Source organism: Sphingomonas sp. CFBP9019 (genome assembly GCF_034045155.1).
Taxonomy (GTDB): domain Bacteria; phylum Pseudomonadota; class Alphaproteobacteria; order Sphingomonadales; family Sphingomonadaceae; genus Sphingomonas; species Sphingomonas aerolata.
On record NZ_JAXCWK010000007.1, the window covers coordinates 24,557 to 49,601 of the forward strand.

Annotated in this window: 23 protein-coding genes; 13 read left to right on the plus strand and 10 right to left on the minus strand. The window is 67.1% G+C overall.

Features of this window, described 5'->3' with window-relative positions; genetic code table 11:
* Window positions 1-156: 156 nt before the first annotated feature.
* Together ligD and SOM18_RS18095 are read right to left on the minus strand one after the other, a co-directional pair.
* Window positions 157-2,658 carry a DNA ligase D gene (gene ligD / locus SOM18_RS18090; protein WP_414712140.1) on the minus strand — a complete coding sequence of 834 codons (2,502 nt, stop codon included), beginning with the start codon at window positions 2,656-2,658 and terminating at the stop codon, window positions 157-159.
* Between the two features lie 65 nt (window positions 2,659-2,723).
* Complete coding sequence (locus tag SOM18_RS18095) at window positions 2,724-3,611, minus strand: Ku protein (protein WP_320482120.1); 888 nt, start codon at window positions 3,609-3,611, stop codon at window positions 2,724-2,726.
* Window positions 3,612-3,724: 113 nt separating this feature from the next.
* On the opposite strand from SOM18_RS18095, the gene pdxH reads away from it, so the two are divergent.
* The 3 genes from pdxH to SOM18_RS18110 are packed head-to-tail and all read left to right on the plus strand — an operon-like array spanning window position 3,725 to window position 6,075.
* Window positions 3,725-4,303, plus strand: a complete 579-nt coding sequence (gene pdxH, locus SOM18_RS18100; RefSeq protein WP_031440566.1) for a pyridoxamine 5'-phosphate oxidase — start codon at window positions 3,725-3,727, stop codon at window positions 4,301-4,303.
* Entirely contained in the window at window positions 4,300-5,247 is a 948-nt protein-coding gene (locus SOM18_RS18105; protein WP_031440565.1) for a cation diffusion facilitator family transporter, read from the plus strand. The genes pdxH and SOM18_RS18105 overlap by 4 nt, the downstream gene beginning before the upstream one ends.
* Before the next feature lie 36 nt (window positions 5,248-5,283).
* Window positions 5,284-6,075, plus strand: coding sequence for a PhzF family phenazine biosynthesis protein (locus SOM18_RS18110; RefSeq protein WP_031440564.1), 792 nt, complete (start codon window positions 5,284-5,286; stop codon window positions 6,073-6,075).
* A gap of 58 nt (window positions 6,076-6,133) precedes the next feature.
* On the opposite strand, the gene SOM18_RS18115 is transcribed toward SOM18_RS18110, so the two are convergent.
* Window positions 6,134-6,382 (minus strand): UvrB/UvrC motif-containing protein, encoded by a 249-nt coding sequence (locus SOM18_RS18115; RefSeq protein ID WP_031440563.1) that lies wholly within the window; start codon window positions 6,380-6,382, stop codon window positions 6,134-6,136.
* A 15-nt stretch (window positions 6,383-6,397) separates the two neighbouring features.
* Window positions 6,398-7,522: a tRNA 2-thiouridine(34) synthase MnmA gene (gene mnmA / locus SOM18_RS18120; protein ID WP_031440562.1), complete on the minus strand. Its 1,125-nt coding sequence runs from the start codon at window positions 7,520-7,522 to the stop codon at window positions 6,398-6,400.
* A 136-nt stretch (window positions 7,523-7,658) separates the two neighbouring features.
* Here mnmA and SOM18_RS18125 point away from each other — a divergent pair, with 136 nt between their 5' ends.
* From SOM18_RS18125 to SOM18_RS18135, 3 genes are all read left to right on the plus strand, one after another.
* On the plus strand, window positions 7,659-7,886 hold the full coding sequence (locus SOM18_RS18125) for a hypothetical protein (RefSeq protein WP_031393005.1): 228 nt from the start codon (window positions 7,659-7,661) through the stop codon (window positions 7,884-7,886).
* A gap of 102 nt (window positions 7,887-7,988) precedes the next feature.
* Complete coding sequence (locus SOM18_RS18130; RefSeq protein ID WP_031393004.1) at window positions 7,989-8,288, plus strand: DUF1153 domain-containing protein; 300 nt, start codon at window positions 7,989-7,991, stop codon at window positions 8,286-8,288.
* 102 nt (window positions 8,289-8,390) lie between these two features.
* On the plus strand, window positions 8,391-8,648 hold the full coding sequence (locus SOM18_RS18135; protein ID WP_031393003.1) for a GlsB/YeaQ/YmgE family stress response membrane protein: 258 nt from the start codon (window positions 8,391-8,393) through the stop codon (window positions 8,646-8,648).
* A 66-nt stretch (window positions 8,649-8,714) separates the two neighbouring features.
* On the opposite strand, the gene SOM18_RS18140 is transcribed toward SOM18_RS18135, so the two are convergent.
* On the minus strand, window positions 8,715-9,455 hold the full coding sequence (locus SOM18_RS18140) for an SIMPL domain-containing protein (protein ID WP_031440561.1): 741 nt from the start codon (window positions 9,453-9,455) through the stop codon (window positions 8,715-8,717).
* A 217-nt stretch (window positions 9,456-9,672) separates the two neighbouring features.
* On the opposite strand from SOM18_RS18140, the gene SOM18_RS18145 reads away from it, so the two are divergent.
* Genes SOM18_RS18145 through SOM18_RS18155 form a run of 3 tightly spaced genes read left to right on the plus strand, consistent with a single transcriptional unit; the run spans window position 9,673 to window position 15,375 of the window.
* The gene (locus SOM18_RS18145) at window positions 9,673-10,887 is read left to right on the plus strand and encodes an efflux RND transporter periplasmic adaptor subunit (RefSeq protein ID WP_031440560.1); all 1,215 of its coding nucleotides are present in this window, start codon (window positions 9,673-9,675) and stop codon (window positions 10,885-10,887) included.
* A 6-nt stretch (window positions 10,888-10,893) separates the two neighbouring features.
* The gene (locus tag SOM18_RS18150) at window positions 10,894-14,049 is read left to right on the plus strand and encodes an efflux RND transporter permease subunit (protein ID WP_031440559.1); all 3,156 of its coding nucleotides are present in this window, start codon (window positions 10,894-10,896) and stop codon (window positions 14,047-14,049) included.
* Between the two features lie 57 nt (window positions 14,050-14,106).
* Window positions 14,107-15,375 carry a DUF445 domain-containing protein gene (locus SOM18_RS18155; protein WP_031440558.1) on the plus strand — a complete coding sequence of 423 codons (1,269 nt, stop codon included), beginning with the start codon at window positions 14,107-14,109 and terminating at the stop codon, window positions 15,373-15,375.
* A gap of 9 nt (window positions 15,376-15,384) precedes the next feature.
* Here SOM18_RS18155 and SOM18_RS18160 read toward each other — a convergent pair whose 3' ends face one another.
* Window positions 15,385-16,065, minus strand: a complete 681-nt coding sequence (locus SOM18_RS18160) for an HAD family hydrolase (protein ID WP_031440557.1) — start codon at window positions 16,063-16,065, stop codon at window positions 15,385-15,387.
* A 62-nt stretch (window positions 16,066-16,127) separates the two neighbouring features.
* On the opposite strand from SOM18_RS18160, the gene SOM18_RS18165 reads away from it, so the two are divergent.
* Genes SOM18_RS18165 through SOM18_RS18180 form a run of 4 tightly spaced genes read left to right on the plus strand, consistent with a single transcriptional unit; the run spans window position 16,128 to window position 19,694 of the window.
* Window positions 16,128-17,237: an ABC transporter permease gene (locus SOM18_RS18165; RefSeq protein WP_031440556.1), complete on the plus strand. Its 1,110-nt coding sequence runs from the start codon at window positions 16,128-16,130 to the stop codon at window positions 17,235-17,237.
* Window positions 17,237-18,133 carry an ABC transporter ATP-binding protein gene (locus SOM18_RS18170; protein WP_031396264.1) on the plus strand — a complete coding sequence of 299 codons (897 nt, stop codon included), beginning with the start codon at window positions 17,237-17,239 and terminating at the stop codon, window positions 18,131-18,133. The genes SOM18_RS18165 and SOM18_RS18170 overlap by 1 nt, the downstream gene beginning before the upstream one ends.
* Window positions 18,133-19,095 carry an MlaD family protein gene (locus tag SOM18_RS18175; RefSeq protein ID WP_031396265.1) on the plus strand — a complete coding sequence of 321 codons (963 nt, stop codon included), beginning with the start codon at window positions 18,133-18,135 and terminating at the stop codon, window positions 19,093-19,095. The genes SOM18_RS18170 and SOM18_RS18175 overlap by 1 nt, the downstream gene beginning before the upstream one ends.
* Before the next feature lie 8 nt (window positions 19,096-19,103).
* Complete coding sequence (locus SOM18_RS18180; protein ID WP_414712142.1) at window positions 19,104-19,694, plus strand: ABC-type transport auxiliary lipoprotein family protein; 591 nt, start codon at window positions 19,104-19,106, stop codon at window positions 19,692-19,694.
* A 7-nt stretch (window positions 19,695-19,701) separates the two neighbouring features.
* Here the strand turns inward: SOM18_RS18180 and SOM18_RS18185 are convergent, their stop codons facing one another.
* From SOM18_RS18185 to glgC, 4 genes are all read right to left on the minus strand, one after another.
* Complete coding sequence (locus SOM18_RS18185) at window positions 19,702-20,556, minus strand: HpcH/HpaI aldolase/citrate lyase family protein (protein WP_031440555.1); 855 nt, start codon at window positions 20,554-20,556, stop codon at window positions 19,702-19,704.
* Between the two features lie 66 nt (window positions 20,557-20,622).
* On the minus strand, window positions 20,623-22,242 hold the full coding sequence (locus SOM18_RS18190; RefSeq protein WP_320482122.1) for an alpha-D-glucose phosphate-specific phosphoglucomutase: 1,620 nt from the start codon (window positions 22,240-22,242) through the stop codon (window positions 20,623-20,625).
* Window positions 22,239-23,684 carry a glycogen synthase GlgA gene (glgA, locus tag SOM18_RS18195; protein ID WP_031440552.1) on the minus strand — a complete coding sequence of 482 codons (1,446 nt, stop codon included), beginning with the start codon at window positions 23,682-23,684 and terminating at the stop codon, window positions 22,239-22,241. Before glgA ends, SOM18_RS18190 begins: the two co-directional genes overlap by 4 nt.
* Before the next feature lie 43 nt (window positions 23,685-23,727).
* On the minus strand, window positions 23,728-24,990 hold the full coding sequence (gene glgC / locus SOM18_RS18200) for a glucose-1-phosphate adenylyltransferase (RefSeq protein WP_031396272.1): 1,263 nt from the start codon (window positions 24,988-24,990) through the stop codon (window positions 23,728-23,730).
* Window positions 24,991-25,045 lie beyond the last annotated feature (55 nt).

The following is a 25,045-nucleotide window of genomic DNA, read 5'->3' on the forward strand; positions in this document are numbered from 1 at the left end:
GGGGAACAGGACTTTCCCGGGCTGGCCGTTCCCCGGCGGAGGCCGGGGCCCAGGTGGGAAGGTGGTCGTAACCTTGCGCTGCATATCCTTTGCGACTGTTCCCCAACTGGGCCCCGGCCTTCGCCGGGGAACGAGCCATATAGAGGCGCGCGACCCTCAGAAATCCGGCAGGACCTGGTCCGCCACGCCCCAGCCCTTCAACCCGCGCGAGCCGGCGCGTGCGATCAGGTCTTCGGCGTCGCGCACACCCCAGCGGGCGGCGGTGTCGATATCGCGCAATTCGCTCCACGACACGGGCGCGGCGACAGGCGCGCCGGCGCGGGCGCGGGCGGAATAGGGCATCACCGCGGTGCTGCCGCGCTGGTTGCGCAGCCAGTCGATGAAGATCCGGCCCTTGCGCTTGGCCTTGGCCATCGATGCCACGAACCGGTCGGGCTCGGCACTTGCCAGCGCCCGCGCGAAACGGTCGGCGAAATCCTTGACCGCGGGCCATTCCGCCTTGGGGGTGAGCGGGACGACGACATGGACGCCCTTGCCGCCAGACAGCATCGCGAAGCTGACGAGCCCTAGTTCGGCGAGCTGCGTCTTCAGAAACTCTGCGGCCTTCTTGGTATCGTCGAAGTCGAGCCCCTCGTCGGGGTCGAGATCGAAGACGAGCCGGTCAGGCTTTTCGAGCGTCTCGTTGGAGGATCCCCAGCCGTGGAATTCGATCGTCCCCATCTGGACGCAGGCGACCAGCCCGTCGGCATCGTCGACATAGAGATAGTCCTCGGTCGATCCGTCCTTTTCGCGGATCGGCACCTGATGGACCGCGTCGCCGAAGCTGCCGGCGTCATGTTTCTGGAAGAAGCAGGCGCGCGACCGGCCTTGCGGACAGCGGACGAGGCTGATCGGGCGGTTGCCCGCGAAGGGGAGGATGAGGCCCGACAGCGCGGCGTAATAATCGGCGAGATCGCCCTTGGTGACGTCGGAGTCGTCGAAGATGACGCGGTCGCGGTTGGTGATCTTGATCTTAGTCTCAGGCGCGGCATCGGGGAGCGGGGCGGGGGTTTCGGCGACGACGTCCTTGGCCGCCTTGTCCTCGCGCAGAGCGATGAAGCTCGAATGGCGCAGCACGCCGTCGGGGGTGGTTTCGGCAAAGGCGATCTCGGCGACGAGCTTGGGCGTTACCCAGTGCGCGCCGCGGACCGCGGCCTTCGGGGCCTCGACGGTCGGCGTCTTGCGGTCGAGCGCATCGAGTTTCTCGCGCAGCTCGTCCATCAGCGCCAAGTCGAAGCCGGTGCCGACCTTGCCCGCATAGCGATAGGTCTTGCCCTCGCGGACGCCGAGCAGCAGCGACTTGAAGCCGCGCTTCTTGTCGGACGGGAGCCAGCCGACGATGACGAATTCCTGACGGTGCGTGCATTTGACCTTGAGCCACGCCTTGGTCCGCTTGCCCTGATAGGGCGCGTCGGCGCGTTTCGAGACGATGCCTTCGAGGCCCTCGCGGCACATCGTCTCGAACAATTGCTCGCCCGCGCCGATGACGTGGTCCGAATAGCGCAGGCGGTCGTCATCGCCCGGGATCAGCGGTTCGAGGCGGGCCTTGCGGTCGAGATTGGACAGGCCGGTCAGGTCCTCACCGTCGACTTCGAGCAGGTCGAACGCGAACAAGGTCATGTCTCCGCCGCTGGAGATCGCGTCCTTCAGCGTCGAGAAATCGGGGTGGCCGTTCTTGAAGGCGACGATCTCGCCGTCGATCAGCGCCGATTTTACGGGGAGCTTCGCGGCGGCGGCGGCGATCCTCGCGAACTTGTCGGTCCAGTCGAGCCCGGTGCGGGTGAAGACCTTGGCCTTGCCGTTCGCGACCGCGACGAGCGCGCGGTAGCCGTCATATTTGACCTCGTGCAGCCACGCGGTGCCGGTGGGGACGGCGTCGACGAGCGTGCAGAGCTGGGGGTCGCGGAATTCGGGAAGCGTGCCGTCATGCTGGCGAAGGCCAGGATCCAGAGTATGGGCCGCGACGCTTTTGGCTCTGGATCCCGGCTTTCGCCTAGATGACGGGGGAGGGGCGGGTTTGCTCGCGCGTGCCGGCTTCTTCCCCTCGGCAATCTCCGCCATCGTGCGCCCGGTCGAGACGCTCGTCAGCGCTTCGTCGACCAGCGTGTCGGTGCCGCCCGCCGCGGCGTCGTCGATCTTGCGGAGCAGCCAGTTCTCGCGCTTTTCCTTCGCGCGGGGTTTCAGGCGGATCAGCAGCCATTCGCCCTTCATCCGCTCGCCATCCAGGACGAAGTGGAGATGGCCCTTGTCGAGGTCCTTGGCCGACTTGCCCTTGATCGGTGCCCAGGTGCCGCGGTCCCACAGCATCACCGTGCCGCCGCCATATTCTCCTGCGGGGATCGCGCCTTCGAACGTGGCGTAGCTCAAGGGATGGTCCTCGGTGCGGACCGCGAGGCGCTTTTCGTCCGGGTCGAGGCTGGGGCCGCGGGTGACCGCCCAGCTTTTGAGGACGCCGTCGATCTCGAGGCGCAGGTCCCAGTGGAGGCGGGTGGCGTCGTGCTTCTGGACCATGAAGCTGTTGCCGTTGCCGGGGGTTAGCGTGCCGGCGGGTTCGGCGGTCTTCGCGAAGTCCCGCTTGGCATTGTAGAGCGCGAGGGGGTCTGGGGTGTCAGCCACCATCGGTCTCCCGCGAATGCGGGAGCCGAGGCTGGGTCCCCGCCTTCGCAGGACCACAACAGGGAGCATTACGCACGTTTCTTGGCCGGAGACTTGGCCGTGGTCTTCGTCGCGGTCTTGGCCGGGGCTTTCTTGGCGGGCGCCTTCTTCGCAGCCGCAGCCGTGCCGCCCGATTTCTCCATCGACTTCTTCAGCGCCGCCATCAGGTCGACGACGTTCGACCCCTTGCTCTCGCCGCTGTCCTTGTCGTCGATGATCGTCTTGCCGTTGGCCTTGCGCTTGCGTTCGATCAGGTCCTTCAGCGCGTCGACATAGCGGTCGTGGAAATCCTGCGGGTGGAAGTCGCCGCTGCGCTTCTCGATCAGCGCCTCGGCGAGTTCGAGCAGTTCCTCGGACGGCTTGTCGTCGGGGATGTCGCGGAAATAGCCCTGCGCCTTGTGCACCTCGTCCGCGTAGCGCAGCGTCTCGAGCACCAAGCCGCGCCCGCACGGCTTGAGGCTGACGACATATTCACGGCCTCGCATCGCGAGCTGGCCGAGCCCGACCTTCTTGGTCCGCCGGAGCGCCTCGCGCAGGACGATGAACGCCTCCTCCGCCAGATCGTCCGCAGGGACGACGAAATAGGGCTTTTCATAATAGAGCACGTCGATGTCGCTCGCATCGACGAACTGGGTCAGTTCGAGCGTCTTCTTCGATTCGAGCTTCACCGCGTCGATCTCGTCCTGGTCGAGCAGGACATATTCGCCCTTTTCGATCTCATAGCCCTTCATGATCTCGTCCGCATCGACCGGGCCGACGCCGGTGACGACCTTATCGTAATGGATCGGCTGGCCCGAGGGTTCGTGGATCTGCTTGAACGAGACGGCCGCACCCGATTTGGTGGCGGAGTAGATTTCGACCGGGATCGAGACCAGCGCGAGCCGGATCTGTCCCTGCCAATAGGCGCGCGCTGCCACGGTGCGGTTTCCTTCGTTGCGAAACCGATTCAATCGTCGGCGTGGCGAGTCGTTCCGTGAGCGCCGTGCCGTGCGCTGTTTCGCGGCCCGCCAAGTTTCGCTATGGCGCTGCCATGTCCGATAACCCGATCACGCTGTTCGAGGCCTGGTACGCCGAGGCCAGGCAGACAGAAATCAACGACTCCAACGCTGTAGCCCTCGCCACTGCGGATGCACAGGGACGTCCGTCGGTGCGGATGGTGCTGCTGAAAGGGCATGGCCCCGATGGTTTCGTCATCTACACCAACCGCGAGAGCCGCAAGGCGGGCGAGCTGACCGCGAACGCGCATGCGGCGTTGCTCTTCCACTGGAAGTCGCTGCGCCGGCAGGTCCGGATCGAGGGGCGCGTCAGCCTTGTGAGCGATGCGGAATCGGACGCCTATTTCGCGACGCGCGGCCGTGATTCGCAACTCGGGGCATGGGCGTCGGAACAATCGCGCCCGCTCGACACGCGCGACACGTTCGAACGCCGTTTTGCCGAGGCGCAGGCGCGGTTCGAGGGTGGCGACGTGCCGCGGCCGCCGCATTGGGGCGGGTACCGGATCGCGCCCGATCGCATCGAGCTGTGGCAGGACCGCGAACACCGCCTACATGAGCGGCGACTGTTCGTGCGCGACGGTGAAGGCTGGACCGAAGGATTGCTGTTCCCATGACCCAGGACGAACGCCGCAGGGTGATCCCGCTGGCGACGCGCGCGGCGCTCGCCAGCGTCGCGATGGCGTGTTTCCTGCTGCTGCTGAAGGGCTTTGCGGCGTGGACGACCGGATCGGTCGCGATGCTCGGCTCGCTCGCCGACACCGCGCTCGACCTGCTCGCGAGCCTCGTCACGCTGTACGGCGTGCGGCTGGCGGCGACGCCGGCCGATCACGACCACCGTTTCGGCCACGGCAAGGCGGAGGCGCTCGCCGCGCTGTTCCAGGTGATGCTGATCACCGCGTCGGCGGCGGGCATCGCCTGGCGCGCGATCCTCGCGTTCAACGATCCGCAGCCGACCACGGGCGCCGATTTCGGCATCGGCGTGTCGGTCGTCGCGATCGTCGCGACGGTGTTCCTGCTCGCCTATCAGCGCCGGATCATCCGCCAGACCGGATCGGTCGCGATTCTTGCTGACAATGTCCATTACCAGTCGGACGTGCTGCTGAACGGGTCGGTGATCGTCGCATTGGTGCTCGACCAGTATATGGGGTGGAGCGGGGCGGATCCGATCTTCGGCATCGTCATCGCCTTGTGGCTCGCCTGGGGTGCCTTCTCGGCATCGTCGAACGCGATCGACCAGTTGATGGACAAGGAATGGCCCGAGGATCTGCGTGCGCAGTTCCTCGACGTGGCGGCGCGTCAGCCCGGCATCCGCGGCATCCATGACTTCCGCACCCGCCGGTCGGGCAGCCATGATTTTGCGCAGTTCCACATGGAGGTCGCGCGCGACCTGACCGTCGCGCATGCCCACGACATCGTCGAGGCGGTCGAGCGCAACCTTCGCACCGCGTTTCCGAAGGTCGAGGTGCTGATCCACCTCGATCCCGAGGGGCATGTCGATACCGACAATCCGCTGGTCGAGGCGGACGTGACGCCGCATTGGTTTGGCAAGCGGGTTTAACCTGCGGCGATCGACAACGGGCAGAGGGCCAGCAGCATGAGAATACCGTTCGCGCAGATCGATGCGTTCGCCGACACGGCCTTTGCGGGCAATCCGGCGGCGGTGATGCCGTTGTCGGCGTGGCTCGACGATGCTGTGCTGCTGGATATCGCGCAGGAGAACAACCTGAGCGAGACCGCGTTCATCGTCCCCTCCGCCGAAGAGGGCGTCGATTTCGACCTGCGCTGGTTCACGCCGGGCGCAGAGGTCGCGCTGTGCGGGCATGCGACGCTGGCGAGCGGGCATTTCGTGCTGTCGTCGGATAGTGCGCGCGACCGGGTCCGGTTCGCGACGCGGCAGGCCGGGATCCTCGAGGTCGCCTGCGCGGATGGCGGATACACGCTCGAGCTTCCGGCCTGGGCGCCCGCGCCAAAGGCAATGCCGGAGATCGTCGCGGCACTGACGATCGATTCGCCGGTCGAGACCTTGTGGCACGACAAGGGCTATGCGCTGGTGATCGTCGAGGACGAGGCGATCGTCCGCAACCTGAAGCCCGATTTCGTCGCGCTGGCGAAGTTTCCGATCGTCGCGATCGTCGCGGCGAAGGGGTCCGCGACCGCAATCGTCAGCCGCGTCTTCACGCCTTATTATGCGATCAACGAGGATCCGGTGACGGGGTCGGCGCATGCGGTGATGGTGCCGTACTGGGCGCAGACGCTGGGCGACAGTTTCACCGCGTTCCAGGCGAGCGCGCGCGGGGGGCGGCTGACGTGCCGGCTCGAAGGCGACCGGGTGGTGCTTGGCGGTGCGTGCGTGACGGTGATCGAGGGCACGTTCCTGCTGCCGTGAGGGGCGTCTGATGCGGCCGTCGTCCTGACGTCCGTCAGGATGACGGGTGGGGGGGGCGTTACCGCTTGCGTCCCTTGGTCATCGGATCGGGCTTTTTCGGTTTCACCCAGCCGGGCGGCGGGGTCAGGCGTTGCTGGCTGGTGCCGAGACCCATCGCGCCGGGTTGCTGGCGGGTGAGTCCCGCGGTGTCGGCGACGGTGCCGCCGCCGCGGAGCAGGCTGATCTGGTCGCGCAGCCGCCCCGCGGTCTCGAAGTCCATCGCCGCGGCGGCGGCTTCCATCTGGCGGCGCAGGTCGTCGATATCCATGCCACGCCCAACGCGTCAGGCGGCGGCGAGTGCCGCCTCGGTCGACGCGATCCAGCCGCCGCCGAGCACGCGGTCGCCGGCATAGAGGACGGTCGCCTGTCCCGGTGCGACGCCATATTCGGGTGCGTCGAACACGACGCGGTCGCCGATCAGGCGGGCCGGGACGGGCTTGGCCATCGAGCGCACCTTGGCGGTGAGCGGCCCGGTGAAATCGTCGCCGAGCCAGTTGATGTCGCTCAGCTGCGCCGCCGAAACCGCGAGCGCCCGGCGTGGGCCGACCACGACGCGCCTTGTGTCGGGCTCGACGCGCACGACGTAGAGCGGCTCCGGGCTGCCGCCGATCTCGAGCCCGCGACGCTGGCCGACGGTGAAGTGGATCAGCCCGCGATGCTCGCCGAGCTTCATGCCGCCGATATCGACGATATCGCCCGCGGTATCCGCCTCCGGGCGCAGCTTCTTGACCAGTCCGGCGTAATCGCCGTCGGGGACGAAGCAGATATCCTGGCTGTCAGGCTTGGCCGCGACGCCTAGGCCGAGTTCGGCCGCGATCTCACGCACGCGCGCCTTGGGCAGGCCGCCGAGCGGGAAGCGCAGATAGTCGAGCTGCGCCTGCGTCGTCGCGAACAGGAAATAGCTCTGGTCGCGGGCAGGATCCGCGCCGCGGTGGAGTTCGGCGCCGTGCGCGCCCTCGACGCGGCGGACATAATGGCCGGTCGCCAGGCAATCGGCGCCGAGATCGCGCGCGAGCTTCAGCAGGTCGGTGAACTTGGGCCCCATGTTGCACTGGACGCACGGAATCGGCGTGCGCCCCGCGAGATAAGCGTCGGCAAAGGTGTCGACGACCTGTTCGCGAAAGCTCGATTCATGGTCGAAGACGTAATGCGCGATGCCCAGCCGGTCGCAGACCGCGCGCGCGTCGCGAATGTCGCGGCCCGCGCAGCACGAGCCCGCGCGGCCGACCGCCTCGCCGTGATCGTAGAGCTGCAGCGTCACGCCGATCGTCTCCGCGCCGGTCGCATGCGCGAGCGCCGCGACGACCGAGCTGTCGACCCCGCCCGACATCGCGACGACGATCCGTCGACCGGCCAGCGACCCCGACCCTGGTGTCGCGCCGCCGAGCTGAAAATCCGCCTGTTCCATCGGTACACCATAGTCTCTGCGACGAGGCGTTGCAAAAAAAGCGACAGGCGCGACAACTCTTTGTCCCGAACTTTACCTCGTTTTCATTCCCCGGCGTTTAGACGGAACCTCTAGTTGGTGTTTTGCGAGTGTCGCGTTGGATCTGAGCTTCCCCCGTTTCGATCGAGAGGCCGAGCTGACCGTTCTGCCCGGTGACCTGGCGGTGTTGATCGTCGGGATCGCCGCGCGTCAGGCGGCGAGCCCGACCGCGGCGGTTCAGGCCGGGTTTTCGCGGGGTGCGATCGATCCCAAGCTGTTCGCCCCCGTCCACGGGGCGTTCAATGGGCCAATGGCGGATGCCTTGACGCGATGGAAACAGGAATGACCGCGGCGTTTACCGCGGCGTTTTAGCCATTCTTCAACTCCCTTGGCTACGGGTCGTAGCCACGTATCGAGAGGGGGCCCCCGCCCCGATCAGAGGTTGTAAATGATCGAGAACCAGAAGTTCCGCCCTGCCAAGGTCATCGGACCGCTTGGCGAGCAATTGACGCTGGATTCGCTGCCGCCGCCCAGCACGACGCGGTGGGTCGTACGCCGCAAGGCCGAGGTCGTCGCCGCGGTCAATGGCGGTCTGTTGTCGGTCGACGAGGTCTGCGACCGCTATGGACTGACGGTCGAGGAATTTGCCGGATGGCAGCGCGCGATCGACCGGTCGGGGATGCCGGGCCTGCGCGTGACGCGGATCCAGCACTATAAGTCGCTGTACGAAAGGCAGCAAAAATACTGACCCGAATCAGCCTACATAATCAAAACGCGGGCGGAACAAACGTCCGTGCTCGCACGTCTTTCCGCCATCGCCCGGCTACGGGAACAACGGAGGGAAAGTAAAATGGGTATCATTCTTTGGCTGATCATCGGCGGCGTCATCGGCTGGATTGCCAGCATGATCATGCGCACGGATGCGCAGCAGGGCATCTTCCTGAACATCATCGTCGGCATCGTCGGCGCCTTCATCGGCGGCCTGATCCTGTCGGGTGGCTCGATCAACAGCGCACCGCTGACGCTGACCTCCTTCATCGTGTCGCTGCTTGGCGCGATCGTGCTGCTCGCGATCGTCAACCTCGTGCGCCGCGGCAGCGTCCGCTAAGAGCGGTCGCTACACAGCGTTGAAAAAGGGCCGTCCGGGCGACCGGGCGGCCCTTTTTCTATGCGCTCAGTTTAGCAGGAAGCGGACCGAGACCGAAACGGTGACGTCCTTCTCGCCCGCGACGATCTGCGTGCTGTCCTTGGCCATCGCCGCGCGGGCCATGAACACCGGCGGGTTCGGATTGCCGGCATTCTCGCCATTCTCGGTGATCGAGACGATCCGCGAGACGCGCATCCCGGCGGACCGCGCATAGATATCGGCGCGGGCACGCGCGCGCTTGACCGCATCGGCCCGCGCCTCGTCCAGCGCCGCATCGGGCTGGTCGATCGACAGATTGGGCCCGTCGATCTGGTTCGCACCTTCGGCGACCAGCGCATCGAGGATCGCGCCCGACTTCGCCACGTCGCGGAAGCGGATCGAAACGCTGTTGGTCGCCTGATAGCCGGTGACCGCCGGCGGCTGGTTGTCGGCATAGCGATATTGCGGCGCGAGCCCGACCGTCGCGGTGGCGATGTCGCGCGGCGCGACCCCGGCCTTCTTCAACGCTGCGAGCACGCGATTCATCCGCTGCCCATTGTCCGCCAGCGCAGCCGCGGCGGTCGTCGCCTGCGAGACGACACCCGCACGGATCGTCGCGACATCGGGCACGCGCGTGGTGCGGCCCTCGGCGCTGACGTCGAGCACGGTCCCGGTCGCGGGGACCATCGGTTCGACCGTCGACGCCTGCGCCTGCGCCGAAGCGGCGGCGGGGATCGCGGCGGCGAGCGGAACCGCCGCCAGCGTCGCGATCATGGTGAGCCTGGTCATATCGTGTCTCCCTGTAAGTCAGCCTGCTTTCGCGATTGATCGAAGCCGGGTCAACGCAGGCTGAACATCGCGTGCAGCTTGCAGACAGGTGCGATCCTGGTCATGTCTGACATTTGGCTGCGCGGCGTGCCGGGGGGCTTGAGCACGGTGATCTATTTATATAATACAGCTGGCGAGTGGTCCGGCGGATTCGGGTCGGGACGGGGATAGCGCGCGCATGAACTACGAAGCCAGGACGATCGGCGGCGAGCCGCAGCAGGTGCTGACGGATCAGACGCCGCCGTCGCATACCCGTCGCAACATCATCATCGCGGTGGTCGTCATCCTCGCGGCGCTGGCCATCGCCTGGTTCGCGTTCGGATCGGGCAAGAAGGATGCAGCGGCGCCCGGTGCGCCGACCGAGCAGATTCCGAGCGTCACCGTCATCGTGCCCGGTCGCCAGACCGTCGACCGCGTGATCGCCGCGACCGGTACGTTGGCCGCGCGCCGCGAAATGCCCGTCGGCGTCGCGGGCGAGGGCGGCATGATCACGCGCGTGCTGGTCGAGCCGGGCCAGTGGGTCGCGGCGGGGCAGGTGCTTGCGACGGTCGACCGCTCGGTCCAGACCGAGACCGCGGCATCGCTGTCGGCATCCGTAACCGTGGCGCGGTCGGACGAGACGATCGCACAGGCGGAGCTCGACCGTGCGCAGCAGCTGGTCGATCGCGGGTTCATCTCGAAGGCGGATCTCCAGCGCAAGGCGGCGACGCGCGATGCGGCGGCGGCGCGCGTGAAGGTGGCGCAGGCGTCGCTCGGCGAGGCCCGCGCGCGCAACGGGCGACTCGACATCCGTGCACCGGCCGCCGGCCTCGTGCTGACCCGCGGCGTCGAGCCCGGGCAGATCGTCAGCTCGGGGACCGGCGTGCTGTTCCGCATGGCGATGGGCGGACAGATGGAAATGCGCGCGGCGCTGGCCGAAAGCGATCTGCTCGGCCTGCCGGTCGGCGCGCGGGCGACGGTGACCCCGGTCGGTTCGGCCAAGGGGTATAAGGGCGAGGTCTGGCAGGTGTCGCCGGTGATCGACCCGCAGACACGCCAGGGCGTCGCGCGAATCGCGCTCGCCTATGATCCCGCGCTGCGTCCGGGCGGGTTCGCCGCGGCGTCGATCGTCGGTGGCGCGACGGTCGCACCGCAGCTTCCCGACTCGGCGTTGCAGAGCGACGACAAGGGCAGTTTCGTGTATGTTGTCGGTCCCGACGACAAGGTGGTGCGCCGCGACGTGAAGATCGGCCAGGTTTCCGACAGTGCGGTGACGATCGCAGGCGGGCTGCAGGGCAACGAACGCGTCGTCCAATCGGCGGGCGGGTTCCTCGCACCGGGGCAGAAGGTCAAGCCCGTGACCAAGGCGACCACCAGCGCGACGACGACACCCACCAGTAGCAAACGGGGCTGACGCACCATGGGTTTCCGCAACATCTCGGCCTGGGCGATCCGCAACCCGGTACCGCCGATCGTGCTGTTCCTCGCACTGACGCTGGCGGGAATCGTCAGCTTCATGCGGATGGACGTGAACAACGATCCGGATATCGACTTCCCGATCGCGATCGTCGTCATCAGCCAGCCGGGTGCGGCGCCCACCGAACTAGAAACCCAGGTCACGCAGCGGGTCGAGGCGGCGGTGCGGACGCTGCAGGGCATCGACCAGATCAGCTCAACGGTCACCGAAGGTACGTCGCAGACGGTCATCCAGCTCAATATCGGCACGCCGATCGACCGCGCTGTCAACGACGTGCGCGACGCGATCGCGCAAATCCGCGGCGACCTGCCCGAGGGGATCCTCGAGCCGCAGGTGTTCCGCGCCAACACCACCGACGAGGATATTGCGAGCTACTCCGCGATCGCCAGCGACATGACGGTCGAACAGCTGAGCTGGTACATCGACAATACCGTGGCGAAGGAGCTGCTGTCGGTATCGGGGCTTGCCGCGGTCAACCGCAATGGCGGGGTGAGCCGCGAGATTCGCGTGATCCTCGATCCCGTCAAGCTGCAGAGCCAGGGCCTGACCGCGAGCCAGGTCAACGCGCAGCTGCGCCAGGTCAATCTGAACGCGGCGGGCGGCCGCGCGGAGATCGCCGGATCCGAACAGTCGGTGCGCGTGCTCGGCAATGCCAAGAACGCCTATGACCTTGGCCAGACGCAGATCTCGGTCGGCGGGCGGACCGTACGGCTGGCGGACATCGCGCAGGTCCGCGACCTCTATGCCGAGCAGCGGACCGCGGCGGCGATCAACGGTCGCCAGGTCATCAGCTTCGACTTCCAGCGTGCCAAGGGCGCGTCCGACGTAACCGTGTTCAACGATGCGGTCAAGAAGCTCGAGGCGCTGGAGAAGCGCAACCCGGCGGTGCATTTCGTGCTGCGCTCGAACAGCGTCAAATATACCGAGGAGCAATATCACAGCGCGATCGACGCGATGATCGAGGGCGCGGTGCTCGCGGTGATCGTGGTGTTCCTGTTCCTGCGCGACTGGCGCGCGACGATCATCTCCGCGCTCGCCATTCCGCTGTCGGCGATTCCCGCTTTCTGGTTCATGGACCTGCTCGGCTTCACGTTGAACCAGATGACGCTGCTCGCGCTCAGCCTGGTCGCGGGCGTGCTGGTCGATGACGCGATCGTCGAGATCGAGAACATCGTCCGGCACATGCGGATGGGCAAATCCGCCTATCAGGCGTCGATCGACGCCGCCGACGAGATCGGGCTGGCAGTGCTGGCGACGACGATGTCGATCGTCGCGGTCTTCCTGCCGGTCGGGCTGATGCCGGGTATCTCGGGCCAGTTCTTCAAGAATTTCGGTCTGACCGTGGTCGCCTCGGTGCTGATGAGCCTCGCGGTCGCGCGTCTGATCACGCCGATGATCGCGGCCTATTTCCTGAAGGCGCACGGCACCGCCAGCCACGGCGAAGGCAAGCTGATGGACTGGTACATGGCGTCGCTGCGGTTCACGCTGCGGCACCGCTGGCTGCCGGTCGTGGCGGGTGCGGCCGCGACCGCGATCACGATCGCGATGTTCTTCGTCCTGCCCTCGACCTTCCAGCCGCCGCGCGACAGCGACACCAGCACCGCGACGATCGACATGGTCCCCGGCACGACGCTGGCGCAGACCCAGGCGGTCGTGACCCGGGTCGCGAGCATCCTCCAGGCGCAACCCGATGTCGCATCGGTCTATGCCCGCACCGCGGTCGGCAATGGCCGCGTCACCGCGACGCTCAAGGACGATCGCTCGATGAAGAGCACCGCGTTCGAGCGGAGCCTCGCGCCGCAGCTCGCGGCGATCCCCGATGCGCGCGTGTCGTTCCGGTCGCAGTTCGGCTGGGGCGGCAGCAATCGCGACGTGACGATCACGCTGGGCGGCGACGACCCGGTCAAGCTCGACGCGACCGCGCAGAAGATCGTGACCGAGATGGCGAAGCTGCCGTCGCTCGTCGCGCCGCGCGTCGCGGGCAATCTGCAGCGGCCTGAAATCGTCATCCGCCCGCGGCTCGATCTCGCCGCCAATCTCGGCGTGACGACGCAGGGCCTGTCGAGTGCGATCCGCATCGCGACGCTGGGCGATATCGACCAGAACAGCGCGCGCTTCTCGCTCAGCGATCGCCAGATCCCGATCCGCGTCGCGCTCGATCAGAATGCGCGGACGAGCCTTGCGACGATCCAGAACCTGCCGGTCGCCACCGCGACGGGCGGATCGGTGCCGCTCAGCCTCGTCGCGGATATCGGGCTGGGCTCGGGGCCGACCAAGATCGACCGCGTCAACCAGCAGCGCCAGCTGTCGATCGGTGCGGATCTCGCGCCCGGCGTGATCAGCGGCGATGCGCAGAAGCAGATCCATGCGCTGCCGACGATGAACGCGCTGCCGATCGGGGTAAGCGAACTCGTGCTCGGCCAGGCCAAGTGGCAGGCCGAGATGATCAGCAACTTCATCGTCGCGGTGGTGGCGGGCGTGCTGCTCGTCTTCGCGGTGCTCGTGCTGCTCTATCGCCGGCTGTTGCCGCCGTTCGTCAACATGGGCTCGCTGATCCTCGCGCCGCTCGGCGGACTGCTCGCCTTGTGGGTGACGGGGCATCCTATCTCGATGCCGGTCTATATCGGGCTGCTGATGCTGCTCGGGATCGTCGCGAAGAACTCGATCCTGCTGATCGACTTCGCGCTTGAGGAGATGGGCAAGGGCGTCGATATCTGGACCGCGATCGTCGATGCCGGGCACAAGCGCGCGCAGCCGATAGTCATGACCACGGTCGCGATGGTCGCGGGCATGGTGCCGACCGCGCTGTCGATCGGCGGCGACGGATCGTTCCGCGCGCCGATGGGCATCACCGTGATCGGTGGTCTGGTGATGTCGACCGTGCTGACGCTGCTGATCGTGCCGGCGACGTTCAGCATCGCGGTCGGGATCGAGCGCTGGGCAGGGCCACGACTGGGTCGCCGCCTGCTCACCTTCCGGCCCGGCGACGACGGCGCGGAAGTGGTCGGGATCGCCGGCCCCAACGCGCCGGCGCTCGGGCCGGCATCGCCCAAGATCGGCTTTCGCGACGGCGATGGCGGGACACAGCCGGCGGAATGATCGCCGGCGTGACACCGCACGGGTGAACTATCCCTGCGCTCGGGGATTGTTTCGGGCATGACATCGAATTCCCGCGTGCGCCTGGCCAAGGAAGCGACCAACCCGGCTCTCATTCGCATGCGGATCGTCGCGACTGGGCTGCTGGTGCTGATGGCGGTCGTGTTCCTGGTCAGCCGCGCGCTGGTCGACCGGCACCCCGCAATCGGCTTCGTCCGGGCCTTTGCCGAGGCGGCGATGGTCGGCGGACTGGCGGACTGGTTTGCGGTCACCGCGCTGTTCCGCCATCCGCTCGGGCTGCCGATCCCGCACACCGCGATCATCCCGCGGAACAAGGATCGGATCGGTGACACGCTCGCGATATTCCTGCGCGACAATTTCCTGCTGCCCTCGGTCATCTCGCGCCGGATGCGGCGGCTCGACGTCGCGGGCGCGATCGCACACTGGCTGACCGATCCGCCCGAAGGGGCAGGGGGGCGGTTCCGGTCGGGTGCGTCGAAGCTGGTCGCGCAGATTCTCGAAGGCCTCGACCCCGCGCGGCTCGGCGGCATGGTGAAGGCCGGCATCCGCGCGAGGCTGCGCCAGACCGAGATATCGCCGATCCTCGGCCAGTTGCTCAAGGCCGCGATCGCCGAGCGTCGTCACGCCCCGCTGCTCGAGGCGGCGATCCGCTGGGCATCGGTCACGCTCGCCGCGAACGACCATCTCGTCCGCGCAATGGTGCACGAGAAGTCGGGTTCGATCCTGCGCTGGACGGGACTCGACACTACGGTCGCGGACAAGCTGATCAACGGGTTCGACCGCCTGCTCGCGGAGATGGCAGAGGATCCGCAGCACCCGTTGCGGCTGAAGGCGGAGGAAGCGCTCGAGCGGCTGGCCTGGGACCTGCAATATGACCGCCGCATGCGCGAGCGGGTCGAGGCGATGAAGAACGACCTGCTCGACAACCCAGCGATGCAGCGCTGGCTTGACGGTTTGTGGGAGCAGGCGCGCGGCGCGCTGCTGGCGATCGCGCGCGATCCGGAGCGGGCGATGGCGGGCAAGCTGGGCGACGTGCTGCGCCAGCTTGGCGAGACGCTGCTCCACGATCCGCGGCTGTCGCATACGATCAACCGGTTCGTCCGCCGCGCGGTCGTCGGCATCGCGGCGGACTATGGCGACGGTATCGTCCGGCTCGTGTCGGAGACGGTGCGCGGCTGGGATGCCGATACGATCACCAGCCGGCTGGAGAATGCGGTCGGTCGCGACCTGCAATATATCCGCGTCAATGGCACGATCGTCGGCGGGCTCGTCGGCCTGGTGATCCACACGGTCGACCGGATCCTCTAGTCGCCCCGGTTATCGCTCCCAGTCGGGCATCGGCCAGCCCTTCGCCTTTGCCAGAAGGCGGAGCGGACCGTGCGCGTTGACCGCGAACGGCTCGTCGGCCCAGGCAAAGGTCGGCGCATCGGAGACATGGTCCGAATAGAAGCGGACATGCGCATCGTGTCGCGCGATCCCCTCACGCGCCATCCAGCGCTCGATCATCGCGAGCTTGGCGGGGCCGTAGCAATTCTCGCCGTCGATCCCGGCGAGCAGATGGCCGTTCGCGTCGCGCAGGCTCTCGGTACCGATCACCGCATCGAAGCCGAGCCGTTCGGCGATCGACTCGACGTAGAAGCGGTAGGAGGCGGTCGCCATCACCAGCCTGTATCCCGCCGCGCGATCCGCCTCGATCTGGCGGAGCGCGGCCGCGAAGACCCCGTCGCGCATCACGCGGTCGGCAAACGCCTCGGCGGCGCGACGCTCCTGCGCCGGGGTCAGCGTCTTGCCGAGCATCATCCGCTGCATGATGTGCTTCAGGCGGCCGCGGCTCATCAGCTTGGCGAGATATCCCGCCGCCGCAAGCGCCGCGACCGGCACCAGCGCGAGTCGCCACGGCGCGCCGCCGGTGCGCGTGGTGTGGATCAGGAACGGCGTCCAGGTCGGCGCGTGGGTGATCGTCTTGTCCATGTCGTAGATGGCGAGAAGCTGGGTCATTGGGCCGGCTTACACAGCATTCGTCTTGCCGATCCAGTCCGTTTGCCGCAAAGGTGCCGCCGATGAGCGCGATGGCCGATTTTCAGCAGGACGGTGCCGACACGGGTACGCTTCGCTTCACCGGCGATCTGTCGCTCGCCAACATCGGAAATCTTCCCGATCGGCTCGAGGCGGTTGATGCCGCGTCGATCAAACGAGTCGATCTGAGCCAGGTCGACCGGATCGACACGATAGGCGCCTGGATCGTCCACCGCTTCGCCGCACGCAACGACGCGACGATCGACGGGCTCAATGCTGACGGTCAGAATCTCTTCGATCAGGTCGTCGCCTCCGATCAGCCGCTGGCGGCACGCGGCAAGCCGGTCGGTTCGGTAAAGCGCGTGCTGGGCGAGATCGGCGACGCGGTCGTCCTGACCGGCCGGACGATGCTTGGCCTGCTCGCCTTTCTGGGCGCGACGACGATCGCCTTTGGCAGCGTCATTCGCCACCCCAAGCGCTTCCGCTTCAACGCGGTCGTCCAGCGCTTCGAGGTCGTGGGCATCGCCGCACTCGGCATCGTCGGGCTGATGAGCTTCCTGATCGGCGTCGTCATCGCGCAGCAGGGCGCGGTCCAGCTCCGCCAGTTCGGGGCAGAGGTGTTCACGATCAATCTGGTCGGGCGGCTGACGCTGCGCGAACTCGGCGTGCTGATGACCGCGATCATGGTCGCGGGCCGGTCGGGCTCCGCCTTTGCCGCGCAGCTCGGCACGATGAAGCTGACCGAAGAGATCGACGCGATGCGGACGATCGGGGTGTCGCCGATGGAGGCGCTGGTCCTGCCGCGCGTGCTGGCGGCGATCGTGATGATGCCGCTGCTCGCCTTCTACGCGTCGCTGATCGCGATCATCGGCGGTGGGCTGCTGTGCTGGATCCAGCTCGGCATCCCGCCCGTCACCTTCATCGCCCGGATCCGCGAAGTCGTGCCGATCACCGATCTGTACATCGCACTGATCAAGGCCCCGGTCTTCGGCGCGATCATCGCGGTCGCGGGTTGTTTCCAGGGCATGCAGGTCGAGGCTGACGCCGAACAGGTCGGGCTGCGCACGACCTCGGCGGTGGTGCAGGGCATCTTCCTCGTCATCGTGCTCGACGCGTTCTTCGCGGTATTCTTCACCTGGATCGGCTGGGACTGATGGCCCGCAAGACTGACGACAGCATCATCTCCGTTAAGGGGCTGAGGAACGAGTTCGGCGATTCGGTCGTGCATGATGGCCTCGACCTCGACGTCCGGCGTGGCGAGATTCTCGGCGTGGTCGGCGGGTCGGGGACCGGCAAGTCGGTGCTGATGCGCTCGATCATCGGCCTCCAGACGCCCGCCGAAGGCGCGATCACGGTGTTCGGCGAATCGAATATCGGCCGCGAGGAGACCGAGGCGACCGAGATCCGCAAGCGCTGGGGTGTGCTGTTCCAGGGCGGTGCGCTGTTCTCGACGCTGACCGTCGCCGAAAATGTCGAAGTGCCGCTGCGCGAATTCTATCCCGACCTGCCGCCCGCGCTGCTCGCCGAGATCGCGGCGTACAAGGTCGTGATGACCGGCCTGCCCGCGGATGCCGCGAACAAGTTTCCCGCCGAACTGTCGGGCGGCATGAAGAAGCGCGCCGGGCTCGCCCGCGCGCTCGCGCTCGACCCCGAGCTGCTGTTCCTCGACGAACCGACCGCCGGGCTCGACCCGATCGGCGCGGCGGCGTTCGATTCGCTGACGCAGTCGTTGCAGAAGACGCTGGGCCTGACCGTCTTCCTGATCACGCACGACCTCGATACGCTTTACGCGATCTGCGACCGCGTCGCGGTGCTCGCCGACAAGAAGGTCATCGCGGTCGGCACGATCGACGAACTGCTCGCGCTCGACCATCCGTGGATCGAAGAGTATTTCAAGGGGCCGCGCGGCCGCGCCGCGGTGGCGACCAAGGAGGCGCATCGCAGTGCCGACGCGGTTGCCGATGCCCACCCGACCGAAGTCCAGTCCAAGCAGTCCGCGCCGGACGACGCCGACGCGACATATGCCGAGAAAGAAGCAAGGACGCTCTGATGGAAACCCGTTCGAACCATGTCCTTGTCGGCGCCGTCGTGCTGATCCTGCTGGCGATGCTCGCGCTGTTCACCGTGTGGATTGCGCGGCTCGGTGGCACGGAAGAGAAGGAATATGACATCTTCTTCCGCCAGTCGGTCGACGGTCTGGCGCGCGGCTCCGCGGTGACCTTTTCGGGTGTGCCGTCGGGTCAGGTGAAGTCGATCTCGCTGTGGAAGAACGACCCGCAGTTCGTCCGCGTCCGCATCAGCGTGAACGAGGAGACGCCGGTGCTCCAGGGCACGACCGCGTCGATTTCGGGCGTTGGGTTCACCGGCGTCAGCCAGGTGTCGCTCGATGGCGCGCGCAAGGGTGCGCCCGCGGTCGGCTGCCCCGATTCGAACGGCCAGCCATGCCCGTATGGCGTGCCGGTCATCCCGACCAAGCAGGGTGGCCTTGGCGCGATCCTCAATTCGGCACCGCAGCTGCTCGAGCGTCTGTCGACGCTGACCGAGCGGCTGACCGGGCTGCTGACCGATCGCAACCAGGCGTCGATCGCCGGGATCCTCGAGAACACCAATCGCCTGACCGATGCGCTGGCCGATCGCGGGCCGGAAATCGCCGCGACGCTGGCACAGACGCGGGTTGCGATCCAGCAGGCGGGCGATGCCGCGCAGCAGTTCGGCGTGCTCGCGCAGACCACCAACGGGGTGCTCTCCGAAGACGTGAAACCGGCGATGGCCAATCTGAACAAGGCGATCCAGTCGGCACAGACCAGCGCCGAAACGCTGAACGCGGCGATCGGCGACGCGCGGCCCGGGCTGCAGGCCTTCTCGAAGACCACCATTCCCGAAGCCAACCGCCTCGTCCACGATCTGCGTACCACCGCCGCGGCGCTGTCGTCGGTTGCCGAACGTGTCGACCAGCAGGGGGCAGGCTCGCTCGTCGGGCAGCAGAAGCTTCCGGACTATAAGGGTAAGTGATGACCGCCATGAAGACACCGCTGTTCATCCTCCTCGCGGCGCTGCCGCTCAGCGCCTGCATCAGCTTTGGTGCCGCCCCGCCGCCGACCCTGCTGACGCTGACGACGCAGTCCGCGGTCGCGGTCGGGCAGAACCAGAATTCGGCGACGTCGAAGTCGATCACGCTGCAGGTGCCGACCGTGCCGCAAGCGCTGGCGACCGCGCGCGTGCCGGTGCAGGCCACCGCGACGTCGATCGCCTATGTGAAGGACGCGCAATGGGCCGAGCCGCCCGCGCGACTGTTCGCGCGACTGATGTCCGACACGGTCGCGGCGCGCAACGGGATGGTCGTGCTGTCGACGGTCCAGGCCGTCGGTGATCCGAGTGCAATGCTGGGCGGGGAGCTGCGCAATTTCGGCCTCGACGCGACGACGCGCGAGGCGGTCGTGACGTTCGATGCCTCGCTGACGCGGGCAGGGATGCAGTCGGTCGAGAAGCGTCGCTTCGAGGCGCGCGTCCCGGTCGCGGCGATCAATGCGCCGTCCGCGGCGGCGGGGATCAACACCGCGGCCAATAGCGTCGCACAGCAGGTCGCGGACTGGGTCGGCCGCCCGCGCTGAGCTTGGATCAGCGTTCGTGCTGATCCGCCTGCGCGAGCATCGCCTCGGCTTCGGCGAGGTGGAGTCGTTCGACCATCTGACCGTCTAGCCGGATCGCGCCCTTGTCAGCCGTGGCGTCGTCCGCGAACGCGTCGACTATTGTCCGAGCCCAGGCGAGCTGGTCGGGGGTAGGGCCGAACGCGGTATTCGCCGCCGCGATCTGCGCCGGATGGATCAGCGTCTTGCCGTCATAGCCGAGACCAGCGCCCTGTTCGGCTTCGGCGGCGAGGCGCGCCGGATCGTCGAGCGCGTTGCAGACGCCGTCCAGCGCCACCAGCCCGGCCGCGCGCGCGGCCGTCACGATCGCCATCAGCGCGGGGATGAGTGGCATTCGATCGACGCCCGGGCGGCAGCGCAGCTCCTTGGCGAGGTCGTTGGTGCCGGCAATCAGCGCGGTGAGCCGCGATCCCGCGGCCGCACGAGCGATCGCCGGGAGTTCGAGCACGCCGCCACAGGTCTCGATCATTGCCCAGATCGGTGGCCCGTCGGTACCCAGTGCGGCGCGGACGTCGGCAAGATCGACGGCGCCGGAGATCTTGGGCACGAGCACCGCATCGACGCCGATACCGCGTAGCGCGGCGATGTCGTCGGCACCCCATGGGGTATCGAGCGCGTTGATCCGCACCACCAGCTCGCGCGTACCGAAACCGCCCGTGCCGACCTCGGCAACGACACGGTTGCGTGCCGCCGCCTTCTCGTCGGGCGCCACCGCATCTTCGAGGTCGAGGATCACGACGTCGCAGGCCAGACTGCGGGCCTTGGCGATGGCGCGGGGGTTGGAGGCGGGCATGTAGAGCGCGCTGCGGCGACGGCGAAGGGTCATGACGCCCAGCCTAGAAGACTATGGCCGGGGTTTGAACCCCGGCCCGCCTGCTGCGGGGTGACGCGATCAGGTGACGACGTCGGGTGCGCTGCGGCCGGTGTGCTGCGCGATCCCCGCAATCGATTCCGCCGCCGCGACGATGCTCGCCAGCATGTCGCCGGTTTCGCGGTCGAGATCACCGCCGACGGGCTCATAGCGTTCGAGATAGACGCGCAGCGTCGCGCCGGTGGTGCCGGTGCCCGACAGGCGGAACACAACGCGGCTGCCGCCGGTGAAGAGAATGCGGACGCCCTGGTTGCGGCTGATCGAGCCGTCGGTCGGGTCGGTATAGGCGAACTCGTCCGCGGTCTCGACGGTGAGGTCGCCGAACTGGTTGCCGGGCAGGGTCGCGAGGCTCCCACGTAGCGCGGCCATCAGCGCGTCGGCGCGCGGGGTCTCGACGCCCTCGTAATCGTGGCGCGCGTAATAGTTGCGGCCGAATTTCGCCCAGTGATCGCGCGCGATCGCATCAACGCTTTCGCCGCGGACCGCGAGGATGTTGAGCCACAGGAGCACCGCCCAGAGCCCGTCCTTCTCGCGGACGTGATCGGACCCGGTCCCGGCGCTTTCCTCACCACAGATCGTCGCCATGCCCGCATCGAGCAGATTGCCGAAGAACTTCCAGCCGGTAGGCGTCTCGTACGCGGGAATGCCCAGAGCCTCGGCAACGCGGTCGGCGGCCGCGCTGGTCGGCATCGAGCGGGCGATGCCCTTGAGGCCACCGGCATAACCCGGGGCGAGGTGCGCGTTTGCCGCCAGCATCGCGAGGCTGTCCGACGGGGTCACGAAGCGGTGGCGGCCGATGATCAGGTTGCGGTCGCCGTCGCCATCCGATGCTGCACCGAAATCGGGGGCGTCGGGTGCCATCATCGTCTCGTACAGCTCATGCGCGTGGACGAGGTTGGGGTCGGGATGATGCCCGCCGAAATCGGGCAGTGGGGTGCCGTTGCGCACCGTGCCGGCCGCAAAGCCCAGCCGGCGTTCGAGGATCTCTGTCGCATAGGGCCCGGTGACCGCGCTCATCGCGTCGAACGCCATCGTCAGCCTGGCGGCGCGGATCGCGTCGAAGTCGAACAGCGTCTCCATCAGCGCGGCATAGTCCTCGACCGGATCGACCACCTCGACGGGCATGTCACCGACCATGACCTCACCGTCCTGGTCGAGATCGATGTCGGCCGCGTCGACGGTCAGCCAGCGGTCGATCTCGAGCGTGCGCGCGTTGATCGCGTCGGTGATCGATTCAGGCGCGGGACCGCCATTGGCGATGTTGTACTTGATCCCGAAATCCTCGTTGGGACCGCCGGGATTGTGGCTGGCGGACAGAACCAGCCCGCCGATCGCGCCACGTTTGCGGATCATGTGGCTGGCGGCGGGCGTCGACAGGATGCCGCCACGCCCGACGATCACGCGGCCAAAGCCGTTCGCGGCGGCCATGCGGATTGCGACCTGGATCACCTCGCGGTTGAGAAAGCGGCCGTCGCCACCAATCACCAACGTCGCGCCGGCCTTGTCCTCGACCACGTCGAACACCGACTGGACGAAGTTTTCAGCATAATTGGCCTGCTGGAAGACCTTCACCTTCTTGCGCAGACCCGATGTGCCCGGCTTCTGGTCGGTATAGGGCGTGCTAGTAACGGTACGGATCATGTAGGCTCCACAAGGCTCGAATACAGGGTCGCATAACGCCGGCCACTCTCGTCCCACGAGAAGTCCGCGCGCATCGCATTGCGCTGCAACATGGCCCAGCGATCGGGGCGTGCATAGAGCGCGATCGTTCGGCGCAGCGCATGGCTGAGCGCTTCGGGCGTGATGCCGTCATGCTGGATACCGGTTGCGACGCCCGCGGCGACCGCCGCCTCGTTCGCGTCGATCACCGTGTCGGCCAGCCCGCCGGTGCGCGCGACGACGGGGATGCAGCCATAGGCCAGCCCGTAAAGCTGAGTCAGGCCGCAGGGTTCGAACCGCGACGGGATCAGGATCGCATCGGCACCCGCCTGAAGCAGATGAGAGACCGGCTCGTCATAGCCGATGCGAACGCCGACCCGGCCCGGATGCCGCTCGGCGGCGGCGAGAAAGGCGTGTTCCAGCCCGCTATCGCCCGACCCGAGCAGTGCGAGCCGGCCGCCGAGCGCCACCAGCTCGTCGATCGCCGCGACGAGGACGTCCATGCCCTTTTGCCAGGTGAGCCGGCTGATGACGGTGAAGATCGGGCCGTCGCCGGTGTCGAGGCCGTACAGCGTCTCGACCGCGCGCTTGTTGATGCGGCGGCGGGTGAGCGTGCGCGCGGTGTAGCGCGACGGCAGCGCGGCATCGGTGGCGGGGTTCCAGACCGCGGGATCGATGCCGTTGACGATGCCCGTCAGCCGATCGGCACGAACGTTGATCAGCCCTTCGAGCCCCATGCCGAATTCGCCGCGACGGATCTCGGCGGCATAGGTCGGGCTGACCGTGGTGATCGCATCGGCAGCCTCGAGCCCGGCCTTCAGGAAACCGACGCCGCCATAATATTCGATCCCGTCGAGCGCGAATGCCGCATCGGGCAGCGCGAGGTCGGCGAAGATTTCTGCGCCATAGCGGCCCTGGAACGCGATATTGTGGATCGTGACGATCGTCTTCGCCGGCGCGCCCGGACCGGGGGCGTAGCGCAGATAGGCAGGCGCCATCGCCGCCTGCCAGTCATGCGCGTGGAGGATGTCGAACTGCTGGCCGTCGACAACGCCCGAGGCGAGATCGGCGGCGGCCCGGCTGAACGCTGCAAAGCGCAGCCAGTTGTCGACCCAGTCGGCGCCGGTCGTGTCGCCATACGGACCGCCGCCGCGCGCAAACAGGCCGGGGGCGTCGAGGATCAGCCGCGGATGGTCGCCGATGCTCGCCGCGAGGATCCGCGCCTCGACGCCGAGCAGGTCGGTGTAGCTGTGGATGACCTTTGCCGTCCGCATGACCGCAGCGAGCGCGGGATAGCCGGGAAGGAAGGTCGTCATCGCGACGCCGTGATGCGCGAGCGCCGCCGGCAGCGCGCCGACGACATCCGCAAGGCCACCGGTCTTGATCAACGGATAGGCTTCTGACGCTACCGAGAGAACACGCATCAGCCGGGCCCCTGTCCTGATCGAGAAAGCGTCGTATACACCCTCACGCGATCAGCCGGTCGATCATGGATTTGGTTACGAGCACCACGCCGCTGTCGGTGCGGCGGAAACGCTGCGCGTCGAGTTCGGCATCCTCGCCGACGACGAGGCCGTCGGGGATGACGACGCCGCGATCGACCACGACTTTCGACAGGCGCGCACCACGGCCGATCTCGCAATGTGGCAGGATCACCGCCTGGTCGAGCATCGAATAGCTGTGCGCGCGCGTGCCCGTGAAGATCAGGCTGCGGTGGATCGACGAGCCCGAGATGATGCAGTCGCCCGAAACCAGGCTCGACACCGCTTCGCCGCGGCGTCCGTCATCGGCATGGACGAACTTGGCGGGCGGGGTGACCTCCGAATAGGTCCAGAGCGGCCAGCTGCGGTCGTAGAGGTCGAGCTTGGGCACCACGTCGGTGAGGTCGATATTGGCCTCCCAATAGGCGTCGACCGTGCCGACGTCGCGCCAATAGGCCTCGACCTCGCTGCCCGAGCGGACGCAGCTGTCGGAGAAGCGATGTGCGACCGCCTTGCCGTGCTTGACGAGGTAGGGGATGATGTCCTTGCCGAAATCGCGTGCGGATCCCGGCGTCTCCGCATCGCGGCGCAGTTCGTCGAACAGCAGTTTGGTGTGGAAGACGTAGATCCCCATCGACGCCAGCGCGATGTCCGGGTTGCCCGGGATCGCGGGCGGATCGGCCGGCTTCTCGACGAACGCGGTGACATTGTCATGCTCGTCGACCGCCATCACGCCGAAGCCGACCGCCTCCATCCGCGGCACTTCGAGGCAGGCGATCGTGACGTCCGCACCGGTCTCGCAATGCTGTTGCAGGATCAGCTCGTAATCCATCTTGTAGATGTGATCGCCGGCCAGGATGACCATGTATTCGGGCGCGTGGCTCTCGATGATGTCGATATTCTGGTAGACCGCGTCGGCGGTGCCCTCATACCATTGGAACTCGCTGATCCGCTGCGACGCGGGCAGGATGTCGAAGCTCTCATTGCGTTCGGAGCGCAGGAAGTTCCAGCCGCTCTGAAGATGGCGGATCAGCGAATGCGCCTTGTACTGAGTCGCGACGCCGATCCGGCGAATGCCCGAGTTGATCGCATTCGACAGCGCGAAATCGATGATCCGCGCCTTGCCGCCGAAATACACCGCGGGTTTTGCGCGGGTATCGGTCAGTTCCATCAACCGACTGCCGCGACCACCGGCCAGCACATACGCCATTGCGTCGCGCGCCAGTGGCTGTCCCCGCCGTTCAACCATGTCCGTCTCTCCCTAATCGTCCGCCGTATAACGCCCCGTTACCCGCGGCTTGTTC

What these genes read in the sequence shown, in the direction of transcription:
- glgC (WP_031396272.1), bottom strand. Translation starts at nt 24,990, where the DNA reads ATGGTTGAACGGCGGGGACAGCCACTGGCGCGCGACGCAATGGCGTAT.
- SOM18_RS18145 (WP_031440560.1), top strand. Translation starts at nt 9,673, where the DNA reads ATGAACTACGAAGCCAGGACGATCGGCGGCGAGCCGCAGCAGGTGCTG.
- glgA (WP_031440552.1), bottom strand. Translation starts at nt 23,684, where the DNA reads ATGCGTGTTCTCTCGGTAGCGTCAGAAGCCTATCCGTTGATCAAGACC.
- SOM18_RS18185 (WP_031440555.1), bottom strand. Translation starts at nt 20,556, where the DNA reads ATGACCCTTCGCCGTCGCCGCAGCGCGCTCTACATGCCCGCCTCCAAC.
- SOM18_RS18140 (WP_031440561.1), bottom strand. Translation starts at nt 9,455, where the DNA reads ATGACCAGGCTCACCATGATCGCGACGCTGGCGGCGGTTCCGCTCGCC.
- SOM18_RS18115 (WP_031440563.1), bottom strand. Translation starts at nt 6,382, where the DNA reads ATGGATATCGACGACCTGCGCCGCCAGATGGAAGCCGCCGCCGCGGCG.
- SOM18_RS18155 (WP_031440558.1), top strand. Translation starts at nt 14,107, where the DNA reads ATGACATCGAATTCCCGCGTGCGCCTGGCCAAGGAAGCGACCAACCCG.
- SOM18_RS18150 (WP_031440559.1), top strand. Translation starts at nt 10,894, where the DNA reads ATGGGTTTCCGCAACATCTCGGCCTGGGCGATCCGCAACCCGGTACCG.
- SOM18_RS18160 (WP_031440557.1), bottom strand. Translation starts at nt 16,065, where the DNA reads ATGACCCAGCTTCTCGCCATCTACGACATGGACAAGACGATCACCCAC.
- pdxH (WP_031440566.1), top strand. Translation starts at nt 3,725, where the DNA reads ATGTCCGATAACCCGATCACGCTGTTCGAGGCCTGGTACGCCGAGGCC.
- ligD (WP_414712140.1), bottom strand. Translation starts at nt 2,658, where the DNA reads ATGGTGGCTGACACCCCAGACCCCCTCGCGCTCTACAATGCCAAGCGG.
- mnmA (WP_031440562.1), bottom strand. Translation starts at nt 7,522, where the DNA reads ATGGAACAGGCGGATTTTCAGCTCGGCGGCGCGACACCAGGGTCGGGG.
- SOM18_RS18110 (WP_031440564.1), top strand. Translation starts at nt 5,284, where the DNA reads ATGAGAATACCGTTCGCGCAGATCGATGCGTTCGCCGACACGGCCTTT.
- SOM18_RS18105 (WP_031440565.1), top strand. Translation starts at nt 4,300, where the DNA reads ATGACCCAGGACGAACGCCGCAGGGTGATCCCGCTGGCGACGCGCGCG.
- SOM18_RS18165 (WP_031440556.1), top strand. Translation starts at nt 16,128, where the DNA reads ATGAGCGCGATGGCCGATTTTCAGCAGGACGGTGCCGACACGGGTACG.
- SOM18_RS18175 (WP_031396265.1), top strand. Translation starts at nt 18,133, where the DNA reads ATGGAAACCCGTTCGAACCATGTCCTTGTCGGCGCCGTCGTGCTGATC.
- SOM18_RS18170 (WP_031396264.1), top strand. Translation starts at nt 17,237, where the DNA reads ATGGCCCGCAAGACTGACGACAGCATCATCTCCGTTAAGGGGCTGAGG.
- SOM18_RS18130 (WP_031393004.1), top strand. Translation starts at nt 7,989, where the DNA reads ATGATCGAGAACCAGAAGTTCCGCCCTGCCAAGGTCATCGGACCGCTT.
- SOM18_RS18190 (WP_320482122.1), bottom strand. Translation starts at nt 22,242, where the DNA reads ATGATCCGTACCGTTACTAGCACGCCCTATACCGACCAGAAGCCGGGC.
- SOM18_RS18180 (WP_414712142.1), top strand. Translation starts at nt 19,104, where the DNA reads ATGAAGACACCGCTGTTCATCCTCCTCGCGGCGCTGCCGCTCAGCGCC.
- SOM18_RS18135 (WP_031393003.1), top strand. Translation starts at nt 8,391, where the DNA reads ATGGGTATCATTCTTTGGCTGATCATCGGCGGCGTCATCGGCTGGATT.